Here is a 21,358-nt window from a genome sequence, read left to right on the forward strand (position 1 = left end):
TGCGGAAGACGCGATCAATGGCGCCGGCTTTGCCGGCGCTTTTTTGTTGGCTGCGGGTTGGTCGCCGCAGGCTTTGACTCCGTAGCGTCGGAATCGCCGGCATCCGGCTTCGCATTTTTTGACTTCGTACTCTCCGACTTGGTGTCAGTCTTGGCACCGCTCTTTGGGTCCTCCTTGGCGGCGACCTCGCGCGGCGGCGCTTCCTCGGGGCGCTCGGCCGGCAACAGCGGGGCGACGGCCGGCAGCGGGTCCCAGACATCCCACTGGCAGATCCGGTAATTGTTTCGCCGCTCCATCCGGTCGAGATGGATGTGGTCCTCGTGGTAGCCGTCGGAGCCGGGCCCGAGCACGGTCGTGAAGCGGGTGCAGGCCGAGTGCAGCACGGTCTCGCGCAGATCGCGCGGCACGCTACGGTCGGTAAGCGAGATCGAGCGGCCGTTCGCGAGCTTGAAGGCGCGGACGTCGATCGCATTGGCGCGGCCATGCTCGGAAAGCTGCGCGCCCGGGACGCGATTGCGGCCGCGGCACTCGAAGGAATCGAAATTGTCGAGTTCGCTGATCGTGCCGCCAAGCGGGCCAGACAGCGGCGCGATGTCGGAGCGCACCCAGTCGGCGATCGCGGTAGCCATGGTGCAGCGGAGGATCGCCGCCGGCTTCACCGCAACCTTTCGCTTGTCGGGCAGCACGATCGCCTCCAGCCGCACCAGATCGTCGCCGCCGCAGCCGCCGTTGCCATGAATGGCGGGGATGCTTGGCGCAATGGCAATCTCTTCCGTCAGCGCCTGCCGGCAGGCTGAGGGCTGCGGCGTAGGAGCTTGCTCGCCAGCCTTCTCTGCGGGAGGCTCATCGGCGGCTTTGCCATGATCGGCCGGACGGGCCTTTTCGGCGGCTGCAGGCGGCTCAGGCGGCTTTGCGGCAGGCGCGTCGGCCGGACGCGGCTTTGGCAATGGCACCATCACTGCCCGATGGACGGCGCGATGCGACCTTGGCCGGGGCGGCGCGAACAGGTCGGCAAAGGGAAACGGGACCGACCTGCGGGCCGCCAGGGCGGATTCGGCCAGCATTCCGAGCAATATGGCTACGGCGGTAACCAGTGCCATTCCGGTGCGGCCAAACGCACCATAATTGGATTTTCGGCTTGCTTTCTCCGCGCTACAGTTCATGTCAATTTCATGATTGGACGGCTGGCTATACTGTCTGGCTGGCCGGTCATGCGAGAGAAAAACACTGAGGAGGGACGTGCGTATGCTTGGTTTGATGCAGGACTGGCCTTTGCTGTGTCACCGGATTATCGAACACGCAGCGAAGTATCACGGCACACAGGAGGTCGTGACGCGGTCGGTCGAAGGCCCGATCCATCGCACCACCTATGCGGAAATCCATGCGCGCGCGCTGAAGGTCTCGCAGAGCCTGGAGCGCGACGGCATCAAGCTCGGCGATCGTGTCGCCACCATCGCCTGGAATACTTGGCGCCATCTCGAAGTCTGGTATGGCATCATGGGTATCGGCGCGATCTGCCATACCGTCAACCCGCGCCTGTTTCCCGATCAGATCGCCTGGATCATCAACCACGCCCAGGACCGCGTGGTGATGACCGACCTCACCTTCGTGCCGGTGCTGGAGAAGATCGCCGACAAGCTTCCGAGCGTCGAGCGCTTTATCGTGCTGACCGACAAGGCGCACATGCCAGAGACCACGCTGAAGAACGCGGTCGCCTATGAGGACTGGATCGCGGCGTCCGACGGCAAGTTCCAGTGGAAGACGTTCGACGAGAACACCGCAGCGGCGATGTGCTACACGTCGGGCACCACGGGCGACCCCAAAGGCGTATTGTATTCGCACCGTTCCAACGTGCTGCATGCGCTCATGGCCAACAACAAGGATGCGCTGGGCACATCCGCGACCGATACAATGCTGCCGGTGGTGCCACTGTTCCATGCCAATAGCTGGGGCATCGCTTTTTCCGCGCCCTCGATGGGCACCAAGCTGGTGATGCCCGGGCCGAAGCTCGACGGCGCCTCGGTCTACGAATTGCTCGACACCGAGAAGGTGACGCACACCGCCGGCGTGCCGACAGTGTGGCTGATGCTGCTGCAGCACATGGCCGCCAACAACCTGAAGCTGCCGCACCTGGAGATGGTGATATGCGGCGGCTCGGCGATGCCGCGCTCGATGATCGAGGCTTTCCTCAACATGGGCGTGGAGCCGCGCCACGCCTGGGGCATGACCGAGATGAGCCCGATCGGCACGGTCGCGGCGCTGAAACCGCCCTTCGGAGAGCGCACCGGCGAAGAACGGCTCGACGTCCTGCAGACGCAGGGCTACCCGCCGTTCGGCGTCCAGATGAAGATCGCCGACGATGCCGGCAAGGAGCTGCCGTGGGATGGCAAGACCTTCGGCCGGCTCAAGGTCTCGGGCCCGTCGATCGCCAAGGCCTATTTCCGCGTCGACAGCAGCATTCTCGACGAGGAAGGCTATTTCGACACCGGCGACGTCTCGACGATCGATGCGCACGGCTACATGCGGATCACCGATCGCTCCAAGGACGTGATCAAGTCGGGCGGCGAATGGATCTCGTCGATCGACCTGGAGAACCTCGCGGTCGGCCATCCGGCCGTGGCCGAGGCCGCCGTGATCGGCGTGTTCCATCCGAAGTGGGACGAGCGTCCGCTGCTGATCGTACAGCTCAAGCAGGGCCAGCAGGCGACGCGCGAGGAGATCCTGAAGTTCATGGACGGCAAGATCGCGAAATGGTGGATGCCCGACGATGTCGTCTTCGTCGACGGCATTCCGCACACCGCGACCGGCAAGATCCTGAAGACCGCGCTGCGCGATCAGTTCAAGGCCTACAGCCTCCCGACCGCAGCCGCGTAACGAACAGGCTCTCCGTCATGCCCGGCTTGGCGACAGCCCGTAGGGTGGGCAAAGCGCAGCGTGCCCACCCTCTCTTGCACCGACCGTGAATGGTGGGCACGCGGAGCCTGTCATCGGGCGCGCGTTCGCGCGACCCGTTGGCTTTGCCCCCCTACGGCCGGCGCAAGTTGATAGGCCTTCCCCTAATATCGCCAGAGATTCACGGGCGCGAGCGATGGGCAGTGCAGGGATCAACGGATGGGCGCGAGCGCATCAAGTTGGCGCTGAGCTTCGGGTTCGCCCCATTCTTTCGCTTTTTGATACCAGTTGCGGGCCTGCGCGAGGTCCGCGAGCGGGCCACTGGCGCCCAATTGCTTGAGCACGATCGGGTCGTAAGTCCGGGCAAGGAGCAGCGCGGCGCGCGCGTCTCGTGCTTCGGCGGCGCGCAGCAGCAGTAGCCTCGCCGCCGCGATGTCGCCGCTGGCGAGCAAATCCTGTCCGCGCTTGACGACAACGGAAATTTCCTTCGGATCCAGATTGCGCACGGCGTCCATCTGCGGCGGCGGGGAAGCGGCCGCAGGCCGAGCCGGCACCGCAGCCACGGCAGCCGCCGGTGGCCGCGCCGCAACGCTGGCAGCGGCTTTCCAGGAAAGCCGGATCGAACTACCCACGAGCGCGGCACCGTCGCCGTCACGCAATTCTACCGTCACCACCATCTGGCCGACGAAGCCGTCCGGCGGAATGACCGACACGGCGGAAATCTCCGACGCGGACACGCGCCACTCGTTGGCGGCGACGCGCTTGCCAGCCGTCAGCCGCGCGCCGGCTGGCAATCCGTTGATGGCGATGACGGCACCAGGAGGGGGAGCACCCACGCGCAGCCCGAGCGGCAGCGCGTCGTCGGCAAGCCCGCTGCTGTCCTCGACGGCGAGGGTCGCAGCCCGCTTGCGTTGCGGCGCCGGAAACAGCGAGGTCTTAAGCGACTGCCAGGAAGACGAGATCGATGCGATGGCGTTCGACTGAACCCCAGGACTTTGCGACGCCGGAATCGCCATGACGACGATCATCGCGATGGCTGCCGCAACCGCTGCCGCGATCGCGAACCTCGCTCCCACGCGGAGCAGCGCGCGCCTTCCCGAATTGCGGAGAACGGATGGCGCCTCCATGGGCTCCATCGCTTCCTGCATGGCTTGGGCGACGGCCTTGGTGAACATTTCCGAATGGTCGCGACGTCGAGGCTTGCGCAGCGATTGCAAGGGCGGATCGTCGACAGTCAACGATGCAGGCTCCGCGGACCGTCTGAGCGGCGCCGCCGGCTGCCCGCTTATCGCCCGCTCCCACGGCTCGCGCGGGGCGTAATGGGTCGGATCGTTCGGATCAACGTAGCCTTCGTCCCTGCCGCCATTCATACTGAACGCTCGCCCTGAGGCGGCTGCCCACCAGCCCCGCTGATGTACGCCGGCTACGCTGTTCGCGATCCTTACGGCCCATGAGGATGCAACCGCGCACCTCCGGTCTGCCTGCGGCGACGACCGTGAGCTTAGGTCCTCTTGCAACGCTTCCGGCTGACGCCCGCCGTTATCTTTTTTTGATTGCCGTTGGCCGATGTCCTTCGCCAGGACGGTCCCTTTGCTTCAGCGGTTCCGACAACCTAGAGTGGAGCCTTTAGCCCAAAGTTCCGCCGAGTCAATCGACAACTAGAGATCACTTTGATTGAATGGTTAATCGGTGAGGTTGCCAAATTTTCCCGTACCTTGTCCCATATCGCCGCAAACCTTGAAATTGCCGGGCCGCCGTGGTCTCAAGCTGAGAGTTTTCAACCGGCCCCTGGCAGTGGGCCAAGCCACAACACGGCAGTTCTCACCGATGGCCCGCAGGTTTTCTGTTCCCTATCAGTCGGAGCCGGTGTCCAGCCTCGCCACCTGGGCACGCAACCTCGCGATCTTCTCCGCAGTCGCGGTGATCGTCTCGATCCTCATCGTCCGCTTCGGCTTCCTGGAGATGAAGCCGGCGCTGGCGACCTTCTTCGGTGCGCTGGCCTGTGCCGGACTTTCGATCCTGCTTGGCTTCGCCGCCTTCGCCGCGATCTGGCAGAATGGTTCGCGCGGCATGGGCCGCATCCTTCTGGCCTTCCTGATCAACGCGCTGGTGCTCGCCTATCCCGCCTATCTCGCCGTGCAATATCGCCGGCTGCCGCCGATCCACGACATCACCACCGACCCGATCGATCCGCCGCGGTTCGAGGCGCTGTCGCGCCTGCGCACCAGCGACGACACCAATTCGGCCGTCTATGCCGGGCTCTATTCAGCCGATCAGCAGCGCCGCGCCTATCCCGATATCGAGACCGTCGAGCTCGAGGTGCCGGTGGACCGCGCTTACGCGGTGACGCTGCAACTGGTGAACCGGCGCAAATGGCTCGTGATCGATGAGCGTCCGCCGACGCCACCGCGCCGCATCGGCCGTATCGAGGCGGTGGCGCGCACGCCGATCATGGGCTTCCGCGAGGATGTCGCGATCCGCATCATGCCCGACGGCGAGGATTCGCGGGTCGATATCCGCTCGGCCTCGCGCTATTTCGAGGCTGACCTCGGCAGCAATGCTGCGCGCGTGTCGAAGCTGATTGAGGACATCAACACCGCCGTCGACAACGCGAAAGCCGCGCCGAAGAAGGCGCCGGCGCCGCCGAAGGTGCAGGCAAAGACGGTGAAGAAGTGAGGCGGCGGGTCGGACACCGGTAACGAGCAGGCAGCTCGTCGCGAAGCGCGGTTGACCTTGGCAATCAATTGGAAAACGTCGTTGGCTGCTATATGGTCATCAACCGCAAGCAGGAGACTTTCTTCGTGCTGCTGGAGCAGACCCCTACGGAGCGCGAGCGCATCCAGCGGCCCCCTTGAGCTGCCCGTCTATGAAGCAATGGCAAACCAAAAACACCACACTGCGCTGCGTTGCCGCGGCAGCGTTCGGGTTTTGCCTGGTCATCGGCCTGGCGTTCGAGCTGCGTGCCGAATCCGAAACGCCGGCTGTAGCAACTCTTTCACCCGCGGCCCTGAAGCAGCTTGACGACACCATTCGCAATGAGATCACGAGCGGCAAGATTCCTGGCGGCATCCTGCTGATCCAGCAACATGGCAAGCCAGTCCATTTCGAATGCTTCGGCGTGCGGGACCCCGACACGGGGCTGCCGATGACGCGGGACACGATCTTCCAGATCTATTCGATGTCGAAGGCCGTTACGTCGGTTGCGGCGATGATGCTGGTCGACGAAGGCAAGCTTGCTCTCGACGATCCAGTATCGAAATACATTCATTCCTTTGCAGACGCCAAAGTCGGCGTCGATATGTCCGACGAAGCAGGAAAGTATCCGCTCAAGCTCGAGCCGTTGAAGCGCCCGATTACGATCAGGGATCTATTGCGGCACACCTCAGGTATCACCTACGGCTTCTACGGCGAGACCCAGGTGCAGAAACTCTATGCGAATCCTCTATTGTATGCTGGGGATTTCAACAACGCCGACTTCGCCGATCGGATCGCAGTACTGCCGCTTGCCGATCAGCCCGCAACGCGTTGGAATTACAGTCATTCGACCGACGTGCTCGGCCGTGTCATCGAGGTGGCCTCGGGGCAGACGCTGTACCAATTCGAAAAGCAGCGGTTGTTCGATCCGCTCGGCATGTCCGACACTGCGTATTATGTCACGGATAAAGCGAAGTGGCCGCTGATCGCCAGGGGATTTCCTGTCGATCGCTTTCGAGTCGCGGGAATCAAGGATCCTACATTGCCACGGCGCTGGGAGTCCGGTGGAGCGGGCTTGGCCTCGACCACAGGAGACTACGCCCGCTTCCTGCAAATGCTTTTGAATGGAGGTGAACTGGACGGCAAGCGGTACCTCAAGCGTGAGACAGTCGCACTGATGACGTCGGATCAGATTGGACCGGAAACCGGGATCATTCATGATCCCTTCTATTTTCCAGGCCCCACCAGTGGCTTCGGTCTTGGCTTTGCCGTGCGCACCTCGCCGCCTCCGAATACGGACTGGCCACTCGGTGAATACCGTTGGGACGGCGCCGGCGGCAGTTTCTATTTCGTCGACCCCGTGGACGACATGCTTGGAGTCTTCATGGTGATGTCGCCCACACAGGGGGGACGGATCCAACTGAACTTGAAGTCGATGATCTACGAGGCGATGGGAAGGGGCCTGCGCAAGTGACCAACCGCAAACTCGTTTTATTTCGCATTTCTCGGATCTTTCGCACCTACGCCAGGCCAGCGCCTGGCAAGATCGAGTCCGTATTGGACCTTCTCGGACCTACGCGCCCTGATGCAAGAACGCGCCCGGCAGAACCGGGCGCGTTTTTGCTCGGAAAAGGCGAGAACCTTAATCAGTCGAGTATTTGAACTCCGGCATCGCCTTCAGCTCTTCCTTGCTCGCGTTGTAGACCGCGTGATCCGGGTACCAGGGGTTCGACTTGGAGCTCGAGGTCGAGCTTGTGGCAGCGCCCGTGGTCGTCGAAGAGCCAGCGCCGCTCGCCGGCTTTGCGCCGGTGTTCGACGCGCCGGTATATGCGACCGGCTCGTTGACGAACTTGACCTTCTCGAAGGGCACGGCGACCAGATGCTCGCCGACGCCGAGGAAGCCGCCGACGCCGATCACAACCGCTTTGATATTGCCGCTCTTGTCCAGCAACATGTCGTTGATCGAGCCAATGCTCTCATTGTTGTCGTTATAGACATTCAGGCCGGCCATTTTCGACGCGCGCCAGTTGCCGTGGAACGAGGACGGAGCGGTGGTTGACGTGGTCGCCGCGGTGCTCGGGCGATCGCCAGTCGCCGTATTCGGCGTTTGCGCGAACGCGACGCTTGCAAGCAAGGCCGAAGCCGCGAGACCAGTGATGGTATACTTCGCTAACATGATCGGATCCTCCAGTTCGAAATCGATGCTGAGAGAACCCGGCACGTCAGCAAGCGTTCCGTATCAAGTGACACGGAACTTGTGGCGCCGAACAAATAGAGCGCCAGGTCGAAAAGTTCAGAGTTAAGCGATGAGCATGCGCTTTCAGAAACCGCCCCAATAAGGCGGTATACCGTAGTAGCGACGCAGTTCGGCTTCCTGCGACCGATCGCCCCAATCGAAATCCTTGTCGGCGCGAAACGACGGCGCGCGTTTCAACTCTTCATCTGATATGTCGAGCTCATAGGCCTCGAAACGCGTGTTGTAGCGCAACCGCACCCAGGGCAAGGGAATCAGATTGGTTCCGAGGCCGAAGAATCCGCCGAAGCTGAGCACGGCATAACACACTTGACCGGTGACCTTGTCGATCATCAGCCGTTCGATGTGGCCGATCATCTCGCCGTTCGGCCGCCGCACCGCGGTGCCCTCGACACGGTCGCTGGCGATGAGCCGATGCGGTTTGGTGCTGGCGTCGGCTGCCATCTGGCCCTCCCCGCAAATGATCGGGAGAGACAACGCCACATTCGACGACTGGTTCCTACGCCATCGACGAGACAACCACCCTTCCCTTTTGTAGCCCGGGTGGAGCGAAGCGAAACCCGGGACACCTGCGTCAACGTTGACGAGCGGCCCCGGGTTACACTTGCGCTCCACCCAGGCTACGCGCTGTTCGTAGGGAAGGAGCCGTGCCTTTAGCTCTGGTAGTCGACCAGCAGCGCGGAGAACGAACTGCCGTTAGCCGATGTGCTCGCGCTGCCGGCCGAATTGTACGAACTCGACGCCGACGCCGACAGCGACTCCTGCAGCGACTGCAGGAACTGCTGCAGGATGTCGCTGACGGAATTGCTCGTGGCGCCAGCTTCATCGGTCGAGGTTGAACCATCCGACGGCGGTGGCCCACCGGCGCCGCCATGGGGGCCATGGCTACCACCGGGGCCCTGCGCGAAGGCGGCCTTGAACACGCCGTGCAATTCGGTCGCCTGATCGCTGGTCAGTTTGCCGCTCGAGACTTCCTGGTTGATGAGATCATCCAGCTTGGACTTCATCTCGTCCGGCGACGGCCGCGTGCCGCTGGTCTGATCGCCGGTGCGGCTCGCCTGCATCGAGGCATCGATATCCGTCAGCGCCGACGACAGCGCGTCCTGATCCGACGAGCTGATGGCACCGGAATTGATTTCAGACTGCAGTTCATCCTGCAGCCGCTGCAAAGGCGACTGATAGGTGCTGCCGGAGGCAGCCGAGATCGCGGTCATGGAATGCTCCAAATGATTCTGATAGGTACGCGTGAAACTCGCCGCGACGGTAGGGTTAACGGTCTTAACAGTGCCTTTTGGCCTGTTGCCCGCTGTTACCGCGCAGCCGTCAGAAACATTTGGAAACAAGAATCTTCGCCGCTTACCCCGAATCATCGACAAAAAGGTCAGCATGGCCCAGCCGCAGCCGAACATCCTTGTCGTCGAGGACGACCGCGAGACGCGCAGCCTGATCGCGAAATATCTGCGTAACAACGCCTGCAACGTCACCACCGCCGGCGACGGTCGCGAGATGGTCCGCGCGATGACCGATCACCGCGTCGATCTTCTGATCCTCGACGTCATGCTGCCGGGCGAGGATGGCCTCAGCCTGTGCCGCAAGGTGCGCGCGACCTCGCAGACGCCGATCATCATGCTGACCGCGCGCGGCGAGGACGTCGACCGCATCCTCGGCCTGGAGATGGGCGCCGACGATTATCTGCCGAAGCCGTTCAATCCGCGCGAGCTGTTGGCGCGGATCAACGCAGTGCTGCGGCGGCAGGCGGCGGCGCGCAACGCCAGCGCCATCGAAGGCGCGACCGTGCTGACGTTCCAGGGCTGGCGCATCGATTTCCGCCTGCGCGAGTTGCGCAACCCCGAAGGCGCCAAGGTCGCCATGACCAGCGCCGAGTTCGACCTGCTCAGGACATTGTGCGAGCGGCCCGGCCGCGTGCTGTCGCGCGACAGCCTGCTCGACCTCACGGGCGCGCGCGACGCGGGCTCGTTGGAGCGCTCGATCGACGTCCTGGTCAGCCGCATCCGCCGCAAGATCGAGCCCGATCCGCAGGAAGCCACCATGATCAAGACGGTGCGCGCCGGCGGCTACATGTTCACGCCAAGAGTGGAAACAGCAACAATCGAAGTGGTGACCGCGGCGGGCAATTGACGATGAAGCTCTCCGGCTTCCTCAATCTCAGGGGCATCAGCGGGCAGATCGCGGCGCTGGTGGTCGCCTCGATCATCGCCATCCACGTCATCATCGCCACGATCTTCCTCATCTCACGGCCGGACCAGTCGGAGCCGCTGGGCGACCGCGGACATGCCCAGCTCGCCAGCGCGATCCAACTTCTCGGCGCCGCCGCAGCGTCGGAACGGCCGCGGCTGTCCGCCGACATCAACAACGCCTTTCCGCAGCTCGGCGTCGAAAGCCTGCCGCCCGGCACCACGCCTGCTGCCGGCGAACTGAATGAGCGCGAATTGCACCTGCTCTACCGCCGGCTCGGCGGCACCTATCGGCTGTTTCCGCTGGCGGGCAACGGTGCGCAGATCGGCGTCGTGCTGCCCGACGGCGCGATGATCTCGGCAAGACTGCTTGCGGATCGGCACCGGCCGCCAGTCCTCGGCGGTCCGTGGATGATGACGCTGCTGTTCATGGTCATCAGCGTCGCGCTGCTCGGGCTGTGGGCGGCACGCGCATTGACCGCGCCACTGTCCTCCTTCGCGCGCGCCGCCGAAAACTTCAGCCTCGACGGCGCCGCCCCGCCGCTGCCCGAACGTGGACCGGAAGAGATCCGTTCGGTCGCGAAAGCATTGAACCGCATGCGCGAGCGCATCACCAGCCTGATCGAGGACCGCACCAAGATGCTGGCCGCGATCAGCCACGATTTGCGCACGCCGATCACGCGGATGCGGCTGCGCTCGGAATTCATCGAGGACGAGACCCATCGCAATCGCATGCTTGCCGATCTCGACCAGATGCGCGCAATGCTGGAATCGGTGCTGTCGTTCCTGCGCAACGACCGCAGGCTGGAATCGATGACGCTGACCGATATCGCCAGCACGCTGCAGCTCGTCACCGACCAGTTTTCCGACATGGGCCACAAGGTGGGCTACGACGGCCCCGCACACGCGATGGCAACCGTGCGGCCGGACGACCTGCACCGCAGCGTCACCAACCTCGTCGAGAACGCGGTGCGCTTCGGCGCCGAAGCGACGATCCGGCTCCGCACCGCGCCTGATAGCATCACAATCGAAGTCGAGGACGATGGCCCCGGCATTTCGGATGCGCGCAAGCGCGATGTGCTGGAGCCGTTCGTGCGCGGCGACGATGCGCGCAACATGGACGAGTCCGAAGGCTTCGGCCTCGGGCTTTCCATCACCAACGCGATCGTGCTCGCGCATGGCGGGACATTGTCGCTGCACGACAAGCAGCCGCACGGACTCCTCGCGCGGATCGAGTTGCCGATGCGCGCGGAGAGCCGACGCTCAGCCGCCTGACGTCAGGCCGCGAGCGGCGCGCGTTCGCTGCCGTGCTCCGGATAGATCGCAATGGCCTCGAAGCGGTAATCGCAGGCGCGGCAATGCCAGAGATAGAATATCCGGCCACCATCCTGCTCGACCCAGTCCGGCTTCGCGATCGGCTTGCCGCATTGTGCGCAAGGATTTCCACGCGGCAGATCAGCGGAATCAAAGTGGGTCATGATGCGTCTCCCGTTATCGACTTTTCTTGGTCGGTTTTCTTGATTGGCGTTTCTTGATTTATCGGCAGAACGCACTGAACCCCGCGCCTGCCATGCAAAATCCTAACGCGGCTTTGAGTCATTTGCGCGACAAGAAGCTTGCGGCCGTGCAGCAAATCGTCGTCTAAGACTTTACTAAAGTCCGTCGCATAACGCCCCGCTTTCGCCACATATCTGCCCGGCGGCCGCAACAATTCGGTTGCGTAAGTGGAACAGACCATTCCGTCGCCGAGATCTCGCCCGATGAAACTCCCTTTCGCCCTCACCTTGCTTGCGGCTGTTGCCGCAGTGCTTCTGGGCACGCCTGCGCAGGCGCAGCAGCGCTCGCAATATGAGGCGCTGGTCGCCGCCCATGCCCAGGCCAATCTGGTGCCTGATACGTTGGTGCACCGCGTGATTGTGCGCGAGAGCAAGTATCAGCCGAACCTGGTCGGACGCGGCGGCGCGATCGGGCTGATGCAGATCAAGCTCGCGACCGCCCGCGGCCTTGGCTACAAGGGCGATGCGGCGGGCCTGCGCGATCCCGAAACCAACCTCACCTATGGCATCAAATATCTCGCGGGCGCCTATCGCGCCGCCGGCGGCAACCATGACCGCGCCGTGCGCTACTACGCCGCCGGGTATTATTACGCCGCCAAGCAGCAGCGGCTGCAGCACCTGAAGGAATCCAAGAGAGAATCCCGCCCGACGCTTGCCGCCGCAGCGCAAAAAGAGCAGACCGAGGCCGAGGCGCCGGAAAGCGCGGCCGACGCCGACGCACAGCAGGTCCCCGGTAACTGAGGGGCACGGCCGCGAAGCGCGGCGTTGACAGGTCGGCGTATCCGCTTACATTAGACGCGTTCCGAGGGGTGCTCCGAGGAGGAGCTGAGATACCGCACGCTTGGCGTTGGCCATTCCGGCCGATATCCGGGACCGCGGTGACCCTTTGAACCTGATCCGGGTCATACCGGCGAAGGGACAGGGATGTACCAGAATAAGAGTCCGCGGGGGGATTCCCCCGTATCTATCATCGGCGCAGGCATCGCCGGCGCTTGGCAAGCGCTATTGTTCGCGCAGGCCGGTCACGCCGTCACTCTGCACGAGCGCAGTGACGCCGCGATGACGGAATCCACAAGCCATTGGGCCGGTGGCATGCTGGCGCCCTATTGCGAGGCCGAGGTCGCCGAACCCATCATCAGCCGGCTCGGCCTGCGCTCGCTCGATATCTGGCGGCGCGAATTGCCGGATACGCCGTTCAACGGCTCGCTGGTGGTGGCGCATGCGCGCGAGCGCAACGATTTCGAGCGCTTTGCCCGGATGACCGAAGGCCACGAGCGGCTCGATGCGTCAGGCGTCGCGCAGCTCGAGCCCTCGCTCGACGGCCGTTTCCGCGACGCGCTGTTCTTCCCGGCCGAGGGCCATGTCGAGCCGCGCCGCGTGCTGCCCAGGCTGCATGAGCGCATCCTCGCCGCCGGCGGCATCATCAAGTTCAACAGCGACATCAGCGCGGAGGATCTCGAGGGCATCGTGATCGATTGCCGCGGCCTGTCGGCGCGCGACGGAGAGCCGGAGCTGCGCGGCGTCAAGGGCGAGATGATCCTGATCGAGACCGCCGAGGTGGAGCTGTCGCGTCCGGTGCGGCTGATCCATCCGCGCTGGCCGCTTTACGTGATTCCGCGCGAGGATCATCTGTTCATGCTGGGCGCGACCTCGATCGAGGCCGAGGACACCGGCGTCAGCGTCCGCTCGGCGCTGGAGCTTCTGGGCGCGGCCTATGCGGTGCACCCGGCCTTCGCCGAGGCGCGCATCCTCGAATTCGGCTCCGGCCTGCGCCCGGCCTTTCCCGACAATCTGCCGCGGATCACGATCGACCGGACGAAGATCTCGGTGAACGGCCTTTACCGCCACGGCTTCCTGCTGGCGCCGGCGCTGGCGGAACTGACGCTCGCCTATGTCGAGCGCGGCCAGATCGACAATGAGGTGATGCGATGCGCGTGATCGTCAACGGCGAGCCGCGGGAGATCACTTCGGCGAACATCGACGCGCTGCTCGCCGAGCTCGATTACGAAGGCACCCATTTCGCGATCGCGCTGAATTACGACGTGCTGCCGAAGAGCCGCTGGGCCGAGACCGCGCTGAAAGCCGGCGACGAGATCGAAATCATCACGCCCCGGCAGGGAGGGTGATGGTGTTGGAAACGCAGCTGCGTGCCGCACTTCACCTCGCCCCGCTTGCGGGGAGAGGTCGGATCGCATCGCAAGATGCGATCCGGGTGAGGGGGACTCTCCGCGAGTCTCACTTCCACCGTTTTTGCGGAGGTAGCCCCTCACCCCACCCCTCTCCCCGTGAAGGACGGGGAGAGGGAGTTAACCGAGATCGAGGAGACGCATGGTGCTGAACTTCTACGGCAAGACCTTCTCCTCCCGCCTCTTGATCGGCACGGCGCTCTATCCCTCGCCCGCGATCATGCAAGGCGCGATCCGTGCGTCCGGCGCCAACATCGTCACCGTGTCGCTGCGGCGCGAAGCCGCCGGCGGTAAAACCGGAGATGCGTTCTGGTCGCTGATCCGCGAACTTGATGTGACGGTTCTGCCGAACACCGCCGGCTGCCGCAGCGTGCGCGAGGCGGTGACCACCGCAAAGCTCGCGCGCGAATTGTTCGGAACGAGCTGGATCAAGCTGGAAGTCATCGCTGACAACGACACGCTGCAGCCCGATGTCGTCGGCCTGGTCGAAGCCGCCTCGATCTTGGTCAAGGACGGCTTTGAGGTGTTCCCCTATTGCACCGAAGATCTTTCGGTGGCGATGCGGCTGGTCGATGCCGGCTGCAAGGTGGTGATGCCGTGGGCCGCGCCGATCGGCAGCGCCAAGGGGATCACCAACCGCGATGCGCTAAAACTGCTGCGCGACCGCCTGCCCGACATCACGCTGGTGGTCGACGCCGGCATCGGCGCGCCCTCGCATGCGGCCCACGCCCTCGAGCTCGGCTATGACGCGGTGCTGCTCAACACAGCGGTCGCGAAGGCCGCCGATCCCGTCGCGATGGCGAATGCATTCCGCCTCGGCATCGAGGCCGGCCGCGCCGCCTATGAGGCCGGGCTGATGGACGCGCGCGATTTCGCCTCCCCCTCCACTCCTGTCATCGGGACTCCGTTCTGGCATGCCGTATCCTGATCCATTTTACCCGGTCGTCGACAGCGCCGCCTGGGTCGAGCGGCTGACGAAACTCGGCGTCGGCACGATCCAGCTCCGCGCCAAGGATTTGAACGATGCCGAAGCGCTGCAGATCGTCACCGATGCGCTCGCGGTGACCAAGGGCACACCGACAAAGCTGGTCGTCAACGACTATTGGCGCGCGGCGATCGTCGCCGGCGCCGAGCATCTGCATCTCGGCCAGGAAGATCTCGAGGGCGCCGATCTCGCCGAGATCCGCAACGCCAGGCTGACGCTCGGCATCTCCACCCATGACGACGAGGAGCTGGCGACCGCGCTGAAAGCCGAGCCTGATTATATCGCGCTCGGCCCGATCTTCCCGACCACGCTGAAATCGATGCGCTTCGCCCCGCAGGGGATTCCGAAGATCACCGAATGGAAGAAGCGCATCGGTGACATCCCGCTGGTTGCGATCGGCGGCATCAAGTTCGAGCAGGCCGCGGAGATCTTCGCCGCCGGCGCCGACTCGATTGCTGTCGTCTCCGACATCACCCAGAACGCCGACCCCGATGCGCGGGTCAGACAATGGCTTGGCAAAAGCGCAAAGGCCGCGTGATGCAAAGCCTCACCCACCGTCATTGCGAGCGAAGCGAAGCAATCCATTGCCACCCGGATTTGCGGCGCCAATGGATTGCTTCGTCGCTATCGCTCCTCGCAATGACGGAATAACAACGCTCTCGAAGGAGGAACTCCATGAACATCCGTTCCAACCCTGACACCACCATTCCCGCCGTCACCACGGGGCCACTACCGTCCTCGCGCAAGATTTTCTCGACCCCCGACACGGCGCCTGATGTGCGGGTGCCGCTGCGCGATATCATCTTAAGCGAAGGCGCCGGCGAGCCCAATCTTCCCGTCTATGACACCTCGGGCCCGTACACCGATCCGTCCATCGTGATCGACGTCAATGCCGGCCTGCCGCGCAATCGTCTCGCCTGGGTCAAGGAACGCGGCGGCGTCGAGCAATATGAGGGGCGCACGATCAAGCCGGAGGACAACGGCAACCTCTCCGCCGACAAGGCGGCGCGTGCCTTCACCGCGCATCACCAGCCGCTGCGCGGCCTCGACGGCCACAAGATCACCCAGCTCGAATTCGCCCGCGCCGGCATCATCACCAAGGAGATGATCTTTGTGGCCGAGCGCGAGAATCTCGGCCGCAAGCAACAGCTCGAGCGCGCGGAAGCGGCGCTCGCCGACGGCGAAAGCTTCGGCGCCTCGGTGCCGGCCTTCATCACGCCGGAATTCGTACGCAGCGAGATCGCGCGCGGCCGCGCCATCATTCCAAGCAACATTAACCATGCCGAGCTCGAGCCGATGATCATCGGCCGCAACTTCCTGACCAAGATCAACGCCAATATCGGCAACTCCGCCGTGACATCGTCGGTCGAGGAGGAAGTCGAGAAGATGGTGTGGGCGATCCGCTGGGGCGCCGACACCGTGATGGACCTCTCGACAGGGCGCAACATCCACACCACCCGCGAATGGATTTTGCGCAACTCGCCGGTGCCGATCGGCACCGTGCCGGTCTACCAGGCGCTGGAGAAGTGCAACGGCGATCCGGTCCAGCTGACCTGGGAATTGTACAAGGACACGCTGATCGAGCAGTGCGAACAGGGCGTCGACTATTTCACGATCCACGCCGGCGTGCGCCTGCCCTACATCCATCTCACCGCCAACCGCGTCACCGGCATCGTCTCGCGCGGCGGCTCGATCATGGCGAAGTGGTGCCTGGCACATCACAAGGAGAGCTTCCTCTACACGCATTTCGACGAGATCTGCGACCTCATGCGCAAGTATGACGTCTCGTTCTCGCTCGGCGACGGCCTGCGTCCCGGCTCGATCGCCGATGCCAACGACCGCGCGCAGTTCGCCGAACTGGAGACGCTCGGCGAACTCACGAAGATCGCGTGGGACAAGGGCTGCCAGGTCATGATCGAAGGCCCCGGCCACGTGCCGATGCACAAGATCAAGATCAACATGGACAAGCAGCTCAAGGAGTGCGGCGAAGCCCCGTTCTACACGCTTGGGCCGCTGACGACGGACATCGCGCCGGGCTATGACCACATCACCTCAGGCATCGGTGCGGCGATGATCGGCTGGTTCGGCTGCGCCATGCTCTGCTACGTCACGCCGAAGGAGCATCTCGGCCTGCCCGACCGCAACGACGTCAAGACCGGCGTCATCACCTACAAGATCGCCGCCCATGCCGCCGACCTCGCCAAGGGTCACCCCGCCGCCCAGCTCCGCGACGACGCACTGTCCCGCGCAAGGTTCGACTTCCGCTGGACCGACCAGTTCAACCTCGGCCTCGACCCCGAGACCGCGAAGAACTTCCACGACGAGACCCTGCCGAAAGAAGCCCACAAGGTCGCCCATTTCTGCTCGATGTGCGGCCCAAAGTTCTGCTCGATGAAGATCACCCAGGACGTCCGGGATTACGCCGCGACGCTGAACGATCCGGCGAGCGTCGGTATGTCGATGCAGGGGACTATCGAAGACGGCATGGCCGCGATGAGTGCCAAGTTCAAGGAGATGGGCGGGGATGTGTATCTTGACGCGGAGAAGGTGAAGGAGAGCAATCAGGCGCTCTGACAGTAACCGATGCGCAAGGGTTTGACCCGCGGACTATTGCCTCTGTTCGTCACTGTTTGGCTTCCCGTCAGCGTAACCGTTTCATGGGCGCAGGGACTGCCACACGTGGCGAGCAGCGGGCTCACTGCACCTAGCGAGGTCATTCTTTATATCCATTCGGATTTGAAGAGCGTCGATTTCGTTCAGCCGCTGGTTTGCGCTCTCCAACGAGTGCTATCTGCACCCGTTTCAACGCAAACATTGGACCTTCAACTCGGCCCTGAATTGCTCGCAACCCCGACCCAGTTCGACGTGGACAAGGTTGGAGATCAGTTCATCCGGGCAACTGCTACGGATGGGGGACCGCGGTCATTCAAATACTTGCTCGTTCCGTTCGATCTCAAGGCATCCCCTTGGCGCTATGTTTTCTCGACGAGTTTCGGCAATGAGACTACTCCTTATCACGTCGGCGTGGTTTCAACGGCTCGGCTCGACGTCGCGGACCCACAGCAGCAGGACCGCGGAGGTGCCGAGATCACCGCGAGGCGCGCATACAAGCTGATCCTCAAGTCAATTGCACGGGTCGCTGGCCTACGAAGCCCCGATGCCTGTATTCTTTCATTCCGAGAAGCCTCGAAGAGTTGGATCGTAAGTCATCAGAGTTTTGTTCTGATGACCGTGCCATGTTGGTTGCCGCCCACATCCTTCAACCTGTGGAAGGACAAGGACAAACCGATTGCTCGGTCATTTCCCAGCAGCAGGGCGTCAACGACGTGCGCGTGGCCCGAGCGGCAGAATAGCCAAGCCGCATTCAAAGGTGAGGGCGGGCCTCCGAATCCAGGACCTAGTCTGAACATTCACAGCCGCGAGAACCGCCGGACACTTGCCCGGTCGTTCTGTTGCAGCCGTGGCGCGCCTGAGAAATGTTCGAACCTGAAGGGGTCCCCTAACGACAAACTTTCGGATGCCGTTGCCAGCCATTTTGGTAGCTAGTCAGATTCTCCAGACATCCTAGAAACACGCGCAGGTCTCAATTGGCGGACATGGGGACAACGACATGCGATCGAATAGCGCCTTCCGCGCCAAAGCAAGAGCTGCATTTCGCCGTCGGATTGAGGATCGAGCCGAGAGCGACGGCGCGCACCTCGCGAACAGAGCAGCCGGAACGCAACCTCGCCTTGACTGCGATGAGTCCAGGAAGTCATCTGCCGTTAACGATCTGCCGGACCACATCCGCAGGTTCTGCGAGCGATTTTTCTCCGACAACAGAAGCCTCCTCTAGTTCTTCTCACCATCGCAGACTGGCACCATCAACGCTGCTTGATCTGGGCTGTGTCGTCGGTCGGACGATCTTTGCCGTTCTGCCCTGAGGAGCTGGCTGCCTGGATCGGGCGGGCACGTCCCGCATATTGAGAAGCCTATTCATCAACGTGCATTCGCGCGATCCGTTGGCTCATACCCGCCACTGGTCTATCCTCCATCTCATCTGTCCAACGACCTCGCGAGGATGCCCCCATGTCCATAAAGCACTTCCCTCCCCCGCCCGGCGTCAAGGCGCCGCCGCTTTCGTTCGGCGCCCGTGTCGGCGATCTCCTCTTCATCTCCGGCATCCCCGGCTTCGACGCCAATGGCGGACTGCCTGATACGTTCGAGGCACAGTTCGCCAACGTCATCACCAACTTCAAGCGCGTGCTGGACGAGGCCGGCGCGACGGTGCGCGATCTCGTCAAGGTCAACGTACTGCTGACGCGGGCGTCTGACGTCGCGACGATGAACAAGCTCTATGCCGAGGCGTTCGGCCCGGCGCCCTATCCTGCACGCACCACCTGCGTGGTGGTGGCGCTGCCCGATCCGAAGATGCTGATCGAGATCGAGGGCGTCGCACACCTGCGCGCTTCATGAGCGGCGCGCCCGCTCCGCGCGAGCGGCTGCCCGACCAGCTTGCTGCCGATCTGCGCATGGTCTTCGTCGGCACCGCCGCGAGCCAGCGGTCAGCCGACCTCGGCCATTACTACGCGCATCCCGGCAATCGCTTCTGGCGCACGCTGCATGAGGTCGGCATCACGCCGCGCCGCTTCGAGCCGCATGAATTTCCGGCGCTGCTCGACCTCGGCATCGGCTTCACCGACATGTGCAAGACGGGCGCGGGCATGGACCACCAGGCGCTCGCCTTCCCTATCGAGGTGCCGGCGTTCCGGGACAAGATGCTGCGCTATCGGCCGAAGACGATCGCGTTCACCAGCAAGAAGGCGGCATCCCTGTTCTTCGGACGACCGACGCCGGCGATCGCGCTCGGCCGGCAAGCTGCGCTTCCCGATTTTCCAGATATCTTCGTGCTGGCGTCGCCATCGGGCGCGGCTTCGGGAAGCTGGTCATTGCAGCCGTGGCAGGAACTGGCGGATTGGCTGCGGGCTGGCGAACGAGTGGAGGATCAACATACCGTCGCTCGAAGCCGCCGGTGAACTGCTGTTGATGAAATCATTGCAGCCTCCCGATTTCGAGGGAGCAGGCTCTTGACGTACCAATACCGCCACAAACGATCACAAAAGATCGGCGGCGCCTCGGCCAATCGCGGAGGCAGCCAAAGAACAATTCGACAGGAGATACGTCATGCGTCGCGCTACCGCCCTCTGCCTCGCCACCTGCTCCGCTGTCGCGGCCTTCGCCGCCAGGCCCGCAGAGGCCGGCTATTACGTGATCCGCTGGGAGAACACTGGCATCTGCCAGATCTGGAACGAGGACCTGCAGCAGAAACCGATGCAGTGGCCCTCGACCTACCAGGTCGTCAGCAAGCCGGTCCCGACCTTCACCGCCGCGATGGCCGAGCAGCAACAGATGCGGACGCAGCGCCGCTGCACGTTGTGAGTTGTGGAATCGCAATACGCGTAGGGTGGGCAAAGGCGCGTCTATCGCGGCGTGCCCACCTTTCTTGCACCAACCGTGGATGGTGGGCTCACTGCGCTTTGCCTACGCTACATCGGACACGACCAGCGCGATGCGCTGCGCGCCGGATTCTTCTCGAAGTCGGGGCGCGCTTTTGCCCGCTACGGCACGTTGATCTGCTTCGCGTGTGCGGCACCGACAACCTCGATTCCCTTGGTGCCGAGCGTGTGCGTAATGTCCAGCGCAATCTCGTAGGGCGCCTTGGTGGGAAGCCCGATGCCGCTCTGGCATCCGATCACCTCAATGCCCCAATAAACCGGCTGCTTGATATAAATCAGGGGATACAAATCCACCTTCATCGTCACCCAGGGCTTGGTGCCCCTGACGATGAGAATGAATGTCTTCGGGACAATGCCGGGAACAACCTGCGCCTCATCAAAATCTATCAAGCGGCAAGATGACGAGCGAGGCAGGCCTTCAAATTCTTTCAATTGAGGCTCTTGCATGGGAAACTCCTCTTCGTACAAACAAACAATGATCAATTGAATGCAGCACCATAATACAATTTATAATTGTTAACAAGCTCCGTAACACGCGAGCCATTGCAGAAGCCGGACGAGCCTTGAAGGCGGAGGAACCGTAGGGTGAGTTAGCGCAGCGTAACCCACCATCTTTCTTCCCGCAGGCTCGGTGGGTTACGCTGCGCTAACCCACCCTACGAGAGCGCGGCGAAGTCCTTCACTCCTTGAACATCGTCTCGAAGAGCTGCTTTGCCCGATCACGTCCTTCGTGGGTGAACACGACAGACTTGGTCTTGCCCACGGGATCATGGATCATGCCTTTCTCGTGGAGCCGGCCGAGCACATCCCAATCGAAACCCTTCCATGCCCGATAGTCGTCGTGCAGGGTCAGATAGAGCAGCGCCAGCGCTGCATCGTCGATCTTCTCGGTGTTGAGCGGCATCGCAAACCTCCTGCAACCAACCTTGTCTTGTGTTGTCGTGAACCGGCTTCACCGGCTGCAATTGACTGCGACAAGATAACCCGACGGGCAAATCACCAAAAGTCTGTCCAGACTATCAGCGAAAAATATTCCGCTTTCGCCGTCGGGCAAATCAGTGATTTAACTCCGCGCGTCTCACGGCGGATGAGGGGCGGGTC

Annotated in this window: 22 protein-coding genes, 1 pseudogene and 1 riboswitch; of the genes and pseudogenes, 15 read left to right on the plus strand and 8 right to left on the minus strand. The window is 63.0% G+C overall.

Annotated features, from left to right (window positions below; translation table 11 throughout):
* Window positions 1-14: 14 nt before the first annotated feature.
* Window positions 15-1,163 (minus strand): extensin family protein, encoded by a 1,149-nt coding sequence (locus AC5ZG5_RS39030; protein WP_456644796.1) that lies wholly within the window; start codon window positions 1,161-1,163, stop codon window positions 15-17.
* An 82-nt stretch (window positions 1,164-1,245) separates the two neighbouring features.
* On the opposite strand from AC5ZG5_RS39030, the gene AC5ZG5_RS39035 reads away from it, so the two are divergent.
* On the plus strand, window positions 1,246-2,874 hold the full coding sequence (locus tag AC5ZG5_RS39035) for a fatty-acid--CoA ligase (protein WP_456644795.1): 1,629 nt from the start codon (window positions 1,246-1,248) through the stop codon (window positions 2,872-2,874).
* Between the two features lie 230 nt (window positions 2,875-3,104).
* Here the strand turns inward: AC5ZG5_RS39035 and AC5ZG5_RS39040 are convergent, their stop codons facing one another.
* A complete protein-coding gene (locus tag AC5ZG5_RS39040) occupies window positions 3,105-3,920 on the minus strand; it encodes a hypothetical protein (protein WP_456644794.1) in 816 nt (271 codons plus the stop codon).
* Window positions 3,921-4,719: 799 nt separating this feature from the next.
* Between AC5ZG5_RS39040 and AC5ZG5_RS39045 the strand changes: the two genes are divergently transcribed.
* The 3 genes and pseudogenes from AC5ZG5_RS39045 (at window position 4,720) to AC5ZG5_RS39055 (ending at window position 7,060) form a co-directional block, all read left to right on the plus strand.
* A complete protein-coding gene (locus tag AC5ZG5_RS39045) occupies window positions 4,720-5,568 on the plus strand; it encodes a DUF1499 domain-containing protein (protein WP_130227368.1) in 849 nt (282 codons plus the stop codon).
* Window positions 5,569-5,621: 53 nt separating this feature from the next.
* A pseudogene (locus AC5ZG5_RS39050) lies at window positions 5,622-5,775 on the plus strand (serine hydrolase); the annotation flags it as partial.
* Window positions 5,759-7,060 carry a serine hydrolase domain-containing protein gene (locus tag AC5ZG5_RS39055; protein ID WP_456644793.1) on the plus strand — a complete coding sequence of 434 codons (1,302 nt, stop codon included), beginning with the start codon at window positions 5,759-5,761 and terminating at the stop codon, window positions 7,058-7,060. The pseudogene AC5ZG5_RS39050 and the gene AC5ZG5_RS39055, both read left to right, overlap by 17 nt.
* A gap of 168 nt (window positions 7,061-7,228) precedes the next feature.
* Here the strand turns inward: AC5ZG5_RS39055 and AC5ZG5_RS39060 are convergent, their stop codons facing one another.
* The 3 genes from AC5ZG5_RS39060 to AC5ZG5_RS39070 all read right to left on the minus strand — a co-directional run bounded on the left by AC5ZG5_RS39060 (window position 7,229) and on the right by AC5ZG5_RS39070 (window position 9,054).
* Window positions 7,229-7,762 (minus strand): PRC-barrel domain-containing protein, encoded by a 534-nt coding sequence (locus AC5ZG5_RS39060; RefSeq protein WP_130227369.1) that lies wholly within the window; start codon window positions 7,760-7,762, stop codon window positions 7,229-7,231.
* A 144-nt stretch (window positions 7,763-7,906) separates the two neighbouring features.
* Window positions 7,907-8,284 (minus strand): PRC-barrel domain-containing protein, encoded by a 378-nt coding sequence (locus AC5ZG5_RS39065; protein WP_456644792.1) that lies wholly within the window; start codon window positions 8,282-8,284, stop codon window positions 7,907-7,909.
* A gap of 209 nt (window positions 8,285-8,493) precedes the next feature.
* Window positions 8,494-9,054: a hypothetical protein gene (locus tag AC5ZG5_RS39070; RefSeq protein WP_456644791.1), complete on the minus strand. Its 561-nt coding sequence runs from the start codon at window positions 9,052-9,054 to the stop codon at window positions 8,494-8,496.
* A 172-nt stretch (window positions 9,055-9,226) separates the two neighbouring features.
* On the opposite strand from AC5ZG5_RS39070, the gene AC5ZG5_RS39075 reads away from it, so the two are divergent.
* Window positions 9,227-9,979 (plus strand): response regulator, encoded by a 753-nt coding sequence (locus AC5ZG5_RS39075; protein WP_456644790.1) that lies wholly within the window; start codon window positions 9,227-9,229, stop codon window positions 9,977-9,979.
* Window positions 9,980-9,981: 2 nt separating this feature from the next.
* Window positions 9,982-11,310, plus strand: a complete 1,329-nt coding sequence (locus tag AC5ZG5_RS39080; protein WP_456671222.1) for an ATP-binding protein — start codon at window positions 9,982-9,984, stop codon at window positions 11,308-11,310.
* Window positions 11,311-11,312: 2 nt separating this feature from the next.
* Here the strand turns inward: AC5ZG5_RS39080 and AC5ZG5_RS39085 are convergent, their stop codons facing one another.
* The gene (locus AC5ZG5_RS39085; protein ID WP_456644788.1) at window positions 11,313-11,513 is read right to left on the minus strand and encodes a hypothetical protein; all 201 of its coding nucleotides are present in this window, start codon (window positions 11,511-11,513) and stop codon (window positions 11,313-11,315) included.
* A gap of 282 nt (window positions 11,514-11,795) precedes the next feature.
* On the opposite strand from AC5ZG5_RS39085, the gene AC5ZG5_RS39090 reads away from it, so the two are divergent.
* From AC5ZG5_RS39090 to AC5ZG5_RS39130, 9 genes are all read left to right on the plus strand, one after another.
* Entirely contained in the window at window positions 11,796-12,332 is a 537-nt protein-coding gene (locus AC5ZG5_RS39090; RefSeq protein ID WP_456644787.1) for a transglycosylase SLT domain-containing protein, read from the plus strand.
* Between the two features lie 54 nt (window positions 12,333-12,386).
* Window positions 12,387-12,528: riboswitch (TPP riboswitch) on the plus strand.
* Window positions 12,516-13,529 (plus strand): FAD-dependent oxidoreductase, encoded by a 1,014-nt coding sequence (locus AC5ZG5_RS39095; protein WP_456644786.1) that lies wholly within the window; start codon window positions 12,516-12,518, stop codon window positions 13,527-13,529. It overlaps the preceding riboswitch by 13 nt.
* On the plus strand, window positions 13,520-13,717 hold the full coding sequence (thiS, locus tag AC5ZG5_RS39100; protein WP_456644785.1) for a sulfur carrier protein ThiS: 198 nt from the start codon (window positions 13,520-13,522) through the stop codon (window positions 13,715-13,717). The genes AC5ZG5_RS39095 and thiS overlap by 10 nt, the downstream gene beginning before the upstream one ends.
* A gap of 205 nt (window positions 13,718-13,922) precedes the next feature.
* A complete protein-coding gene (locus tag AC5ZG5_RS39105) occupies window positions 13,923-14,705 on the plus strand; it encodes a thiazole synthase (protein ID WP_456644784.1) in 783 nt (260 codons plus the stop codon).
* On the plus strand, window positions 14,692-15,300 hold the full coding sequence (locus AC5ZG5_RS39110) for a thiamine phosphate synthase (protein ID WP_456644783.1): 609 nt from the start codon (window positions 14,692-14,694) through the stop codon (window positions 15,298-15,300). The genes AC5ZG5_RS39105 and AC5ZG5_RS39110 overlap by 14 nt, the downstream gene beginning before the upstream one ends.
* A 137-nt stretch (window positions 15,301-15,437) precedes the next feature.
* The gene (gene thiC, locus AC5ZG5_RS39115; RefSeq protein ID WP_456644782.1) at window positions 15,438-17,336 is read left to right on the plus strand and encodes a phosphomethylpyrimidine synthase ThiC; all 1,899 of its coding nucleotides are present in this window, start codon (window positions 15,438-15,440) and stop codon (window positions 17,334-17,336) included.
* Between the two features lie 1,494 nt (window positions 17,337-18,830).
* Window positions 18,831-19,217, plus strand: a complete 387-nt coding sequence (locus tag AC5ZG5_RS39120; protein ID WP_456644781.1) for a RidA family protein — start codon at window positions 18,831-18,833, stop codon at window positions 19,215-19,217.
* Window positions 19,214-19,777 (plus strand): mismatch-specific DNA-glycosylase, encoded by a 564-nt coding sequence (locus AC5ZG5_RS39125; protein WP_456644780.1) that lies wholly within the window; start codon window positions 19,214-19,216, stop codon window positions 19,775-19,777. Before AC5ZG5_RS39120 ends, AC5ZG5_RS39125 begins: the two co-directional genes overlap by 4 nt.
* 148 nt (window positions 19,778-19,925) lie before the next feature.
* On the plus strand, window positions 19,926-20,180 hold the full coding sequence (locus AC5ZG5_RS39130) for a hypothetical protein (protein WP_028168899.1): 255 nt from the start codon (window positions 19,926-19,928) through the stop codon (window positions 20,178-20,180).
* Between the two features lie 179 nt (window positions 20,181-20,359).
* Here AC5ZG5_RS39130 and AC5ZG5_RS39135 read toward each other — a convergent pair whose 3' ends face one another.
* Entirely contained in the window at window positions 20,360-20,704 is a 345-nt protein-coding gene (locus tag AC5ZG5_RS39135; RefSeq protein WP_130227381.1) for a hypothetical protein, read from the minus strand.
* Window positions 20,705-20,936: 232 nt separating this feature from the next.
* The gene (locus AC5ZG5_RS39140; protein ID WP_456644779.1) at window positions 20,937-21,161 is read right to left on the minus strand and encodes a DUF6429 family protein; all 225 of its coding nucleotides are present in this window, start codon (window positions 21,159-21,161) and stop codon (window positions 20,937-20,939) included.
* Between the last annotated feature and the right edge of the window lie 197 nt (window positions 21,162-21,358).

The sequence above is a fragment of the Bradyrhizobium sp. Ses1 genome, assembly GCF_059512365.1.

What these genes read in the sequence shown, in the direction of transcription:
- AC5ZG5_RS39030 (WP_456644796.1), bottom strand. Translation starts at nt 1,163, where the DNA reads ATGAACTGTAGCGCGGAGAAAGCAAGCCGAAAATCCAATTATGGTGCG.
- AC5ZG5_RS39035 (WP_456644795.1), top strand. Translation starts at nt 1,246, where the DNA reads ATGCTTGGTTTGATGCAGGACTGGCCTTTGCTGTGTCACCGGATTATC.
- AC5ZG5_RS39040 (WP_456644794.1), bottom strand. Translation starts at nt 3,920, where the DNA reads ATGATCGTCGTCATGGCGATTCCGGCGTCGCAAAGTCCTGGGGTTCAG.
- AC5ZG5_RS39045 (WP_130227368.1), top strand. Translation starts at nt 4,720, where the DNA reads ATGGCCCGCAGGTTTTCTGTTCCCTATCAGTCGGAGCCGGTGTCCAGC.
- AC5ZG5_RS39055 (WP_456644793.1), top strand. Translation starts at nt 5,759, where the DNA reads ATGAAGCAATGGCAAACCAAAAACACCACACTGCGCTGCGTTGCCGCG.
- AC5ZG5_RS39060 (WP_130227369.1), bottom strand. Translation starts at nt 7,762, where the DNA reads ATGTTAGCGAAGTATACCATCACTGGTCTCGCGGCTTCGGCCTTGCTT.
- AC5ZG5_RS39065 (WP_456644792.1), bottom strand. Translation starts at nt 8,284, where the DNA reads ATGGCAGCCGACGCCAGCACCAAACCGCATCGGCTCATCGCCAGCGAC.
- AC5ZG5_RS39070 (WP_456644791.1), bottom strand. Translation starts at nt 9,054, where the DNA reads ATGACCGCGATCTCGGCTGCCTCCGGCAGCACCTATCAGTCGCCTTTG.
- AC5ZG5_RS39075 (WP_456644790.1), top strand. Translation starts at nt 9,227, where the DNA reads ATGGCCCAGCCGCAGCCGAACATCCTTGTCGTCGAGGACGACCGCGAG.
- AC5ZG5_RS39080 (WP_456671222.1), top strand. Translation starts at nt 9,982, where the DNA reads ATGAAGCTCTCCGGCTTCCTCAATCTCAGGGGCATCAGCGGGCAGATC.
- AC5ZG5_RS39085 (WP_456644788.1), bottom strand. Translation starts at nt 11,513, where the DNA reads ATGACCCACTTTGATTCCGCTGATCTGCCGCGTGGAAATCCTTGCGCA.
- AC5ZG5_RS39090 (WP_456644787.1), top strand. Translation starts at nt 11,796, where the DNA reads ATGAAACTCCCTTTCGCCCTCACCTTGCTTGCGGCTGTTGCCGCAGTG.
- AC5ZG5_RS39095 (WP_456644786.1), top strand. Translation starts at nt 12,516, where the DNA reads ATGTACCAGAATAAGAGTCCGCGGGGGGATTCCCCCGTATCTATCATC.
- thiS (WP_456644785.1), top strand. Translation starts at nt 13,520, where the DNA reads ATGCGCGTGATCGTCAACGGCGAGCCGCGGGAGATCACTTCGGCGAAC.
- AC5ZG5_RS39110 (WP_456644783.1), top strand. Translation starts at nt 14,692, where the DNA reads ATGCCGTATCCTGATCCATTTTACCCGGTCGTCGACAGCGCCGCCTGG.
- thiC (WP_456644782.1), top strand. Translation starts at nt 15,438, where the DNA reads ATGAACATCCGTTCCAACCCTGACACCACCATTCCCGCCGTCACCACG.
- AC5ZG5_RS39120 (WP_456644781.1), top strand. Translation starts at nt 18,831, where the DNA reads ATGTCCATAAAGCACTTCCCTCCCCCGCCCGGCGTCAAGGCGCCGCCG.
- AC5ZG5_RS39125 (WP_456644780.1), top strand. Translation starts at nt 19,214, where the DNA reads ATGAGCGGCGCGCCCGCTCCGCGCGAGCGGCTGCCCGACCAGCTTGCT.
- AC5ZG5_RS39130 (WP_028168899.1), top strand. Translation starts at nt 19,926, where the DNA reads ATGCGTCGCGCTACCGCCCTCTGCCTCGCCACCTGCTCCGCTGTCGCG.
- AC5ZG5_RS39135 (WP_130227381.1), bottom strand. Translation starts at nt 20,704, where the DNA reads ATGCAAGAGCCTCAATTGAAAGAATTTGAAGGCCTGCCTCGCTCGTCA.
- AC5ZG5_RS39140 (WP_456644779.1), bottom strand. Translation starts at nt 21,161, where the DNA reads ATGCCGCTCAACACCGAGAAGATCGACGATGCAGCGCTGGCGCTGCTC.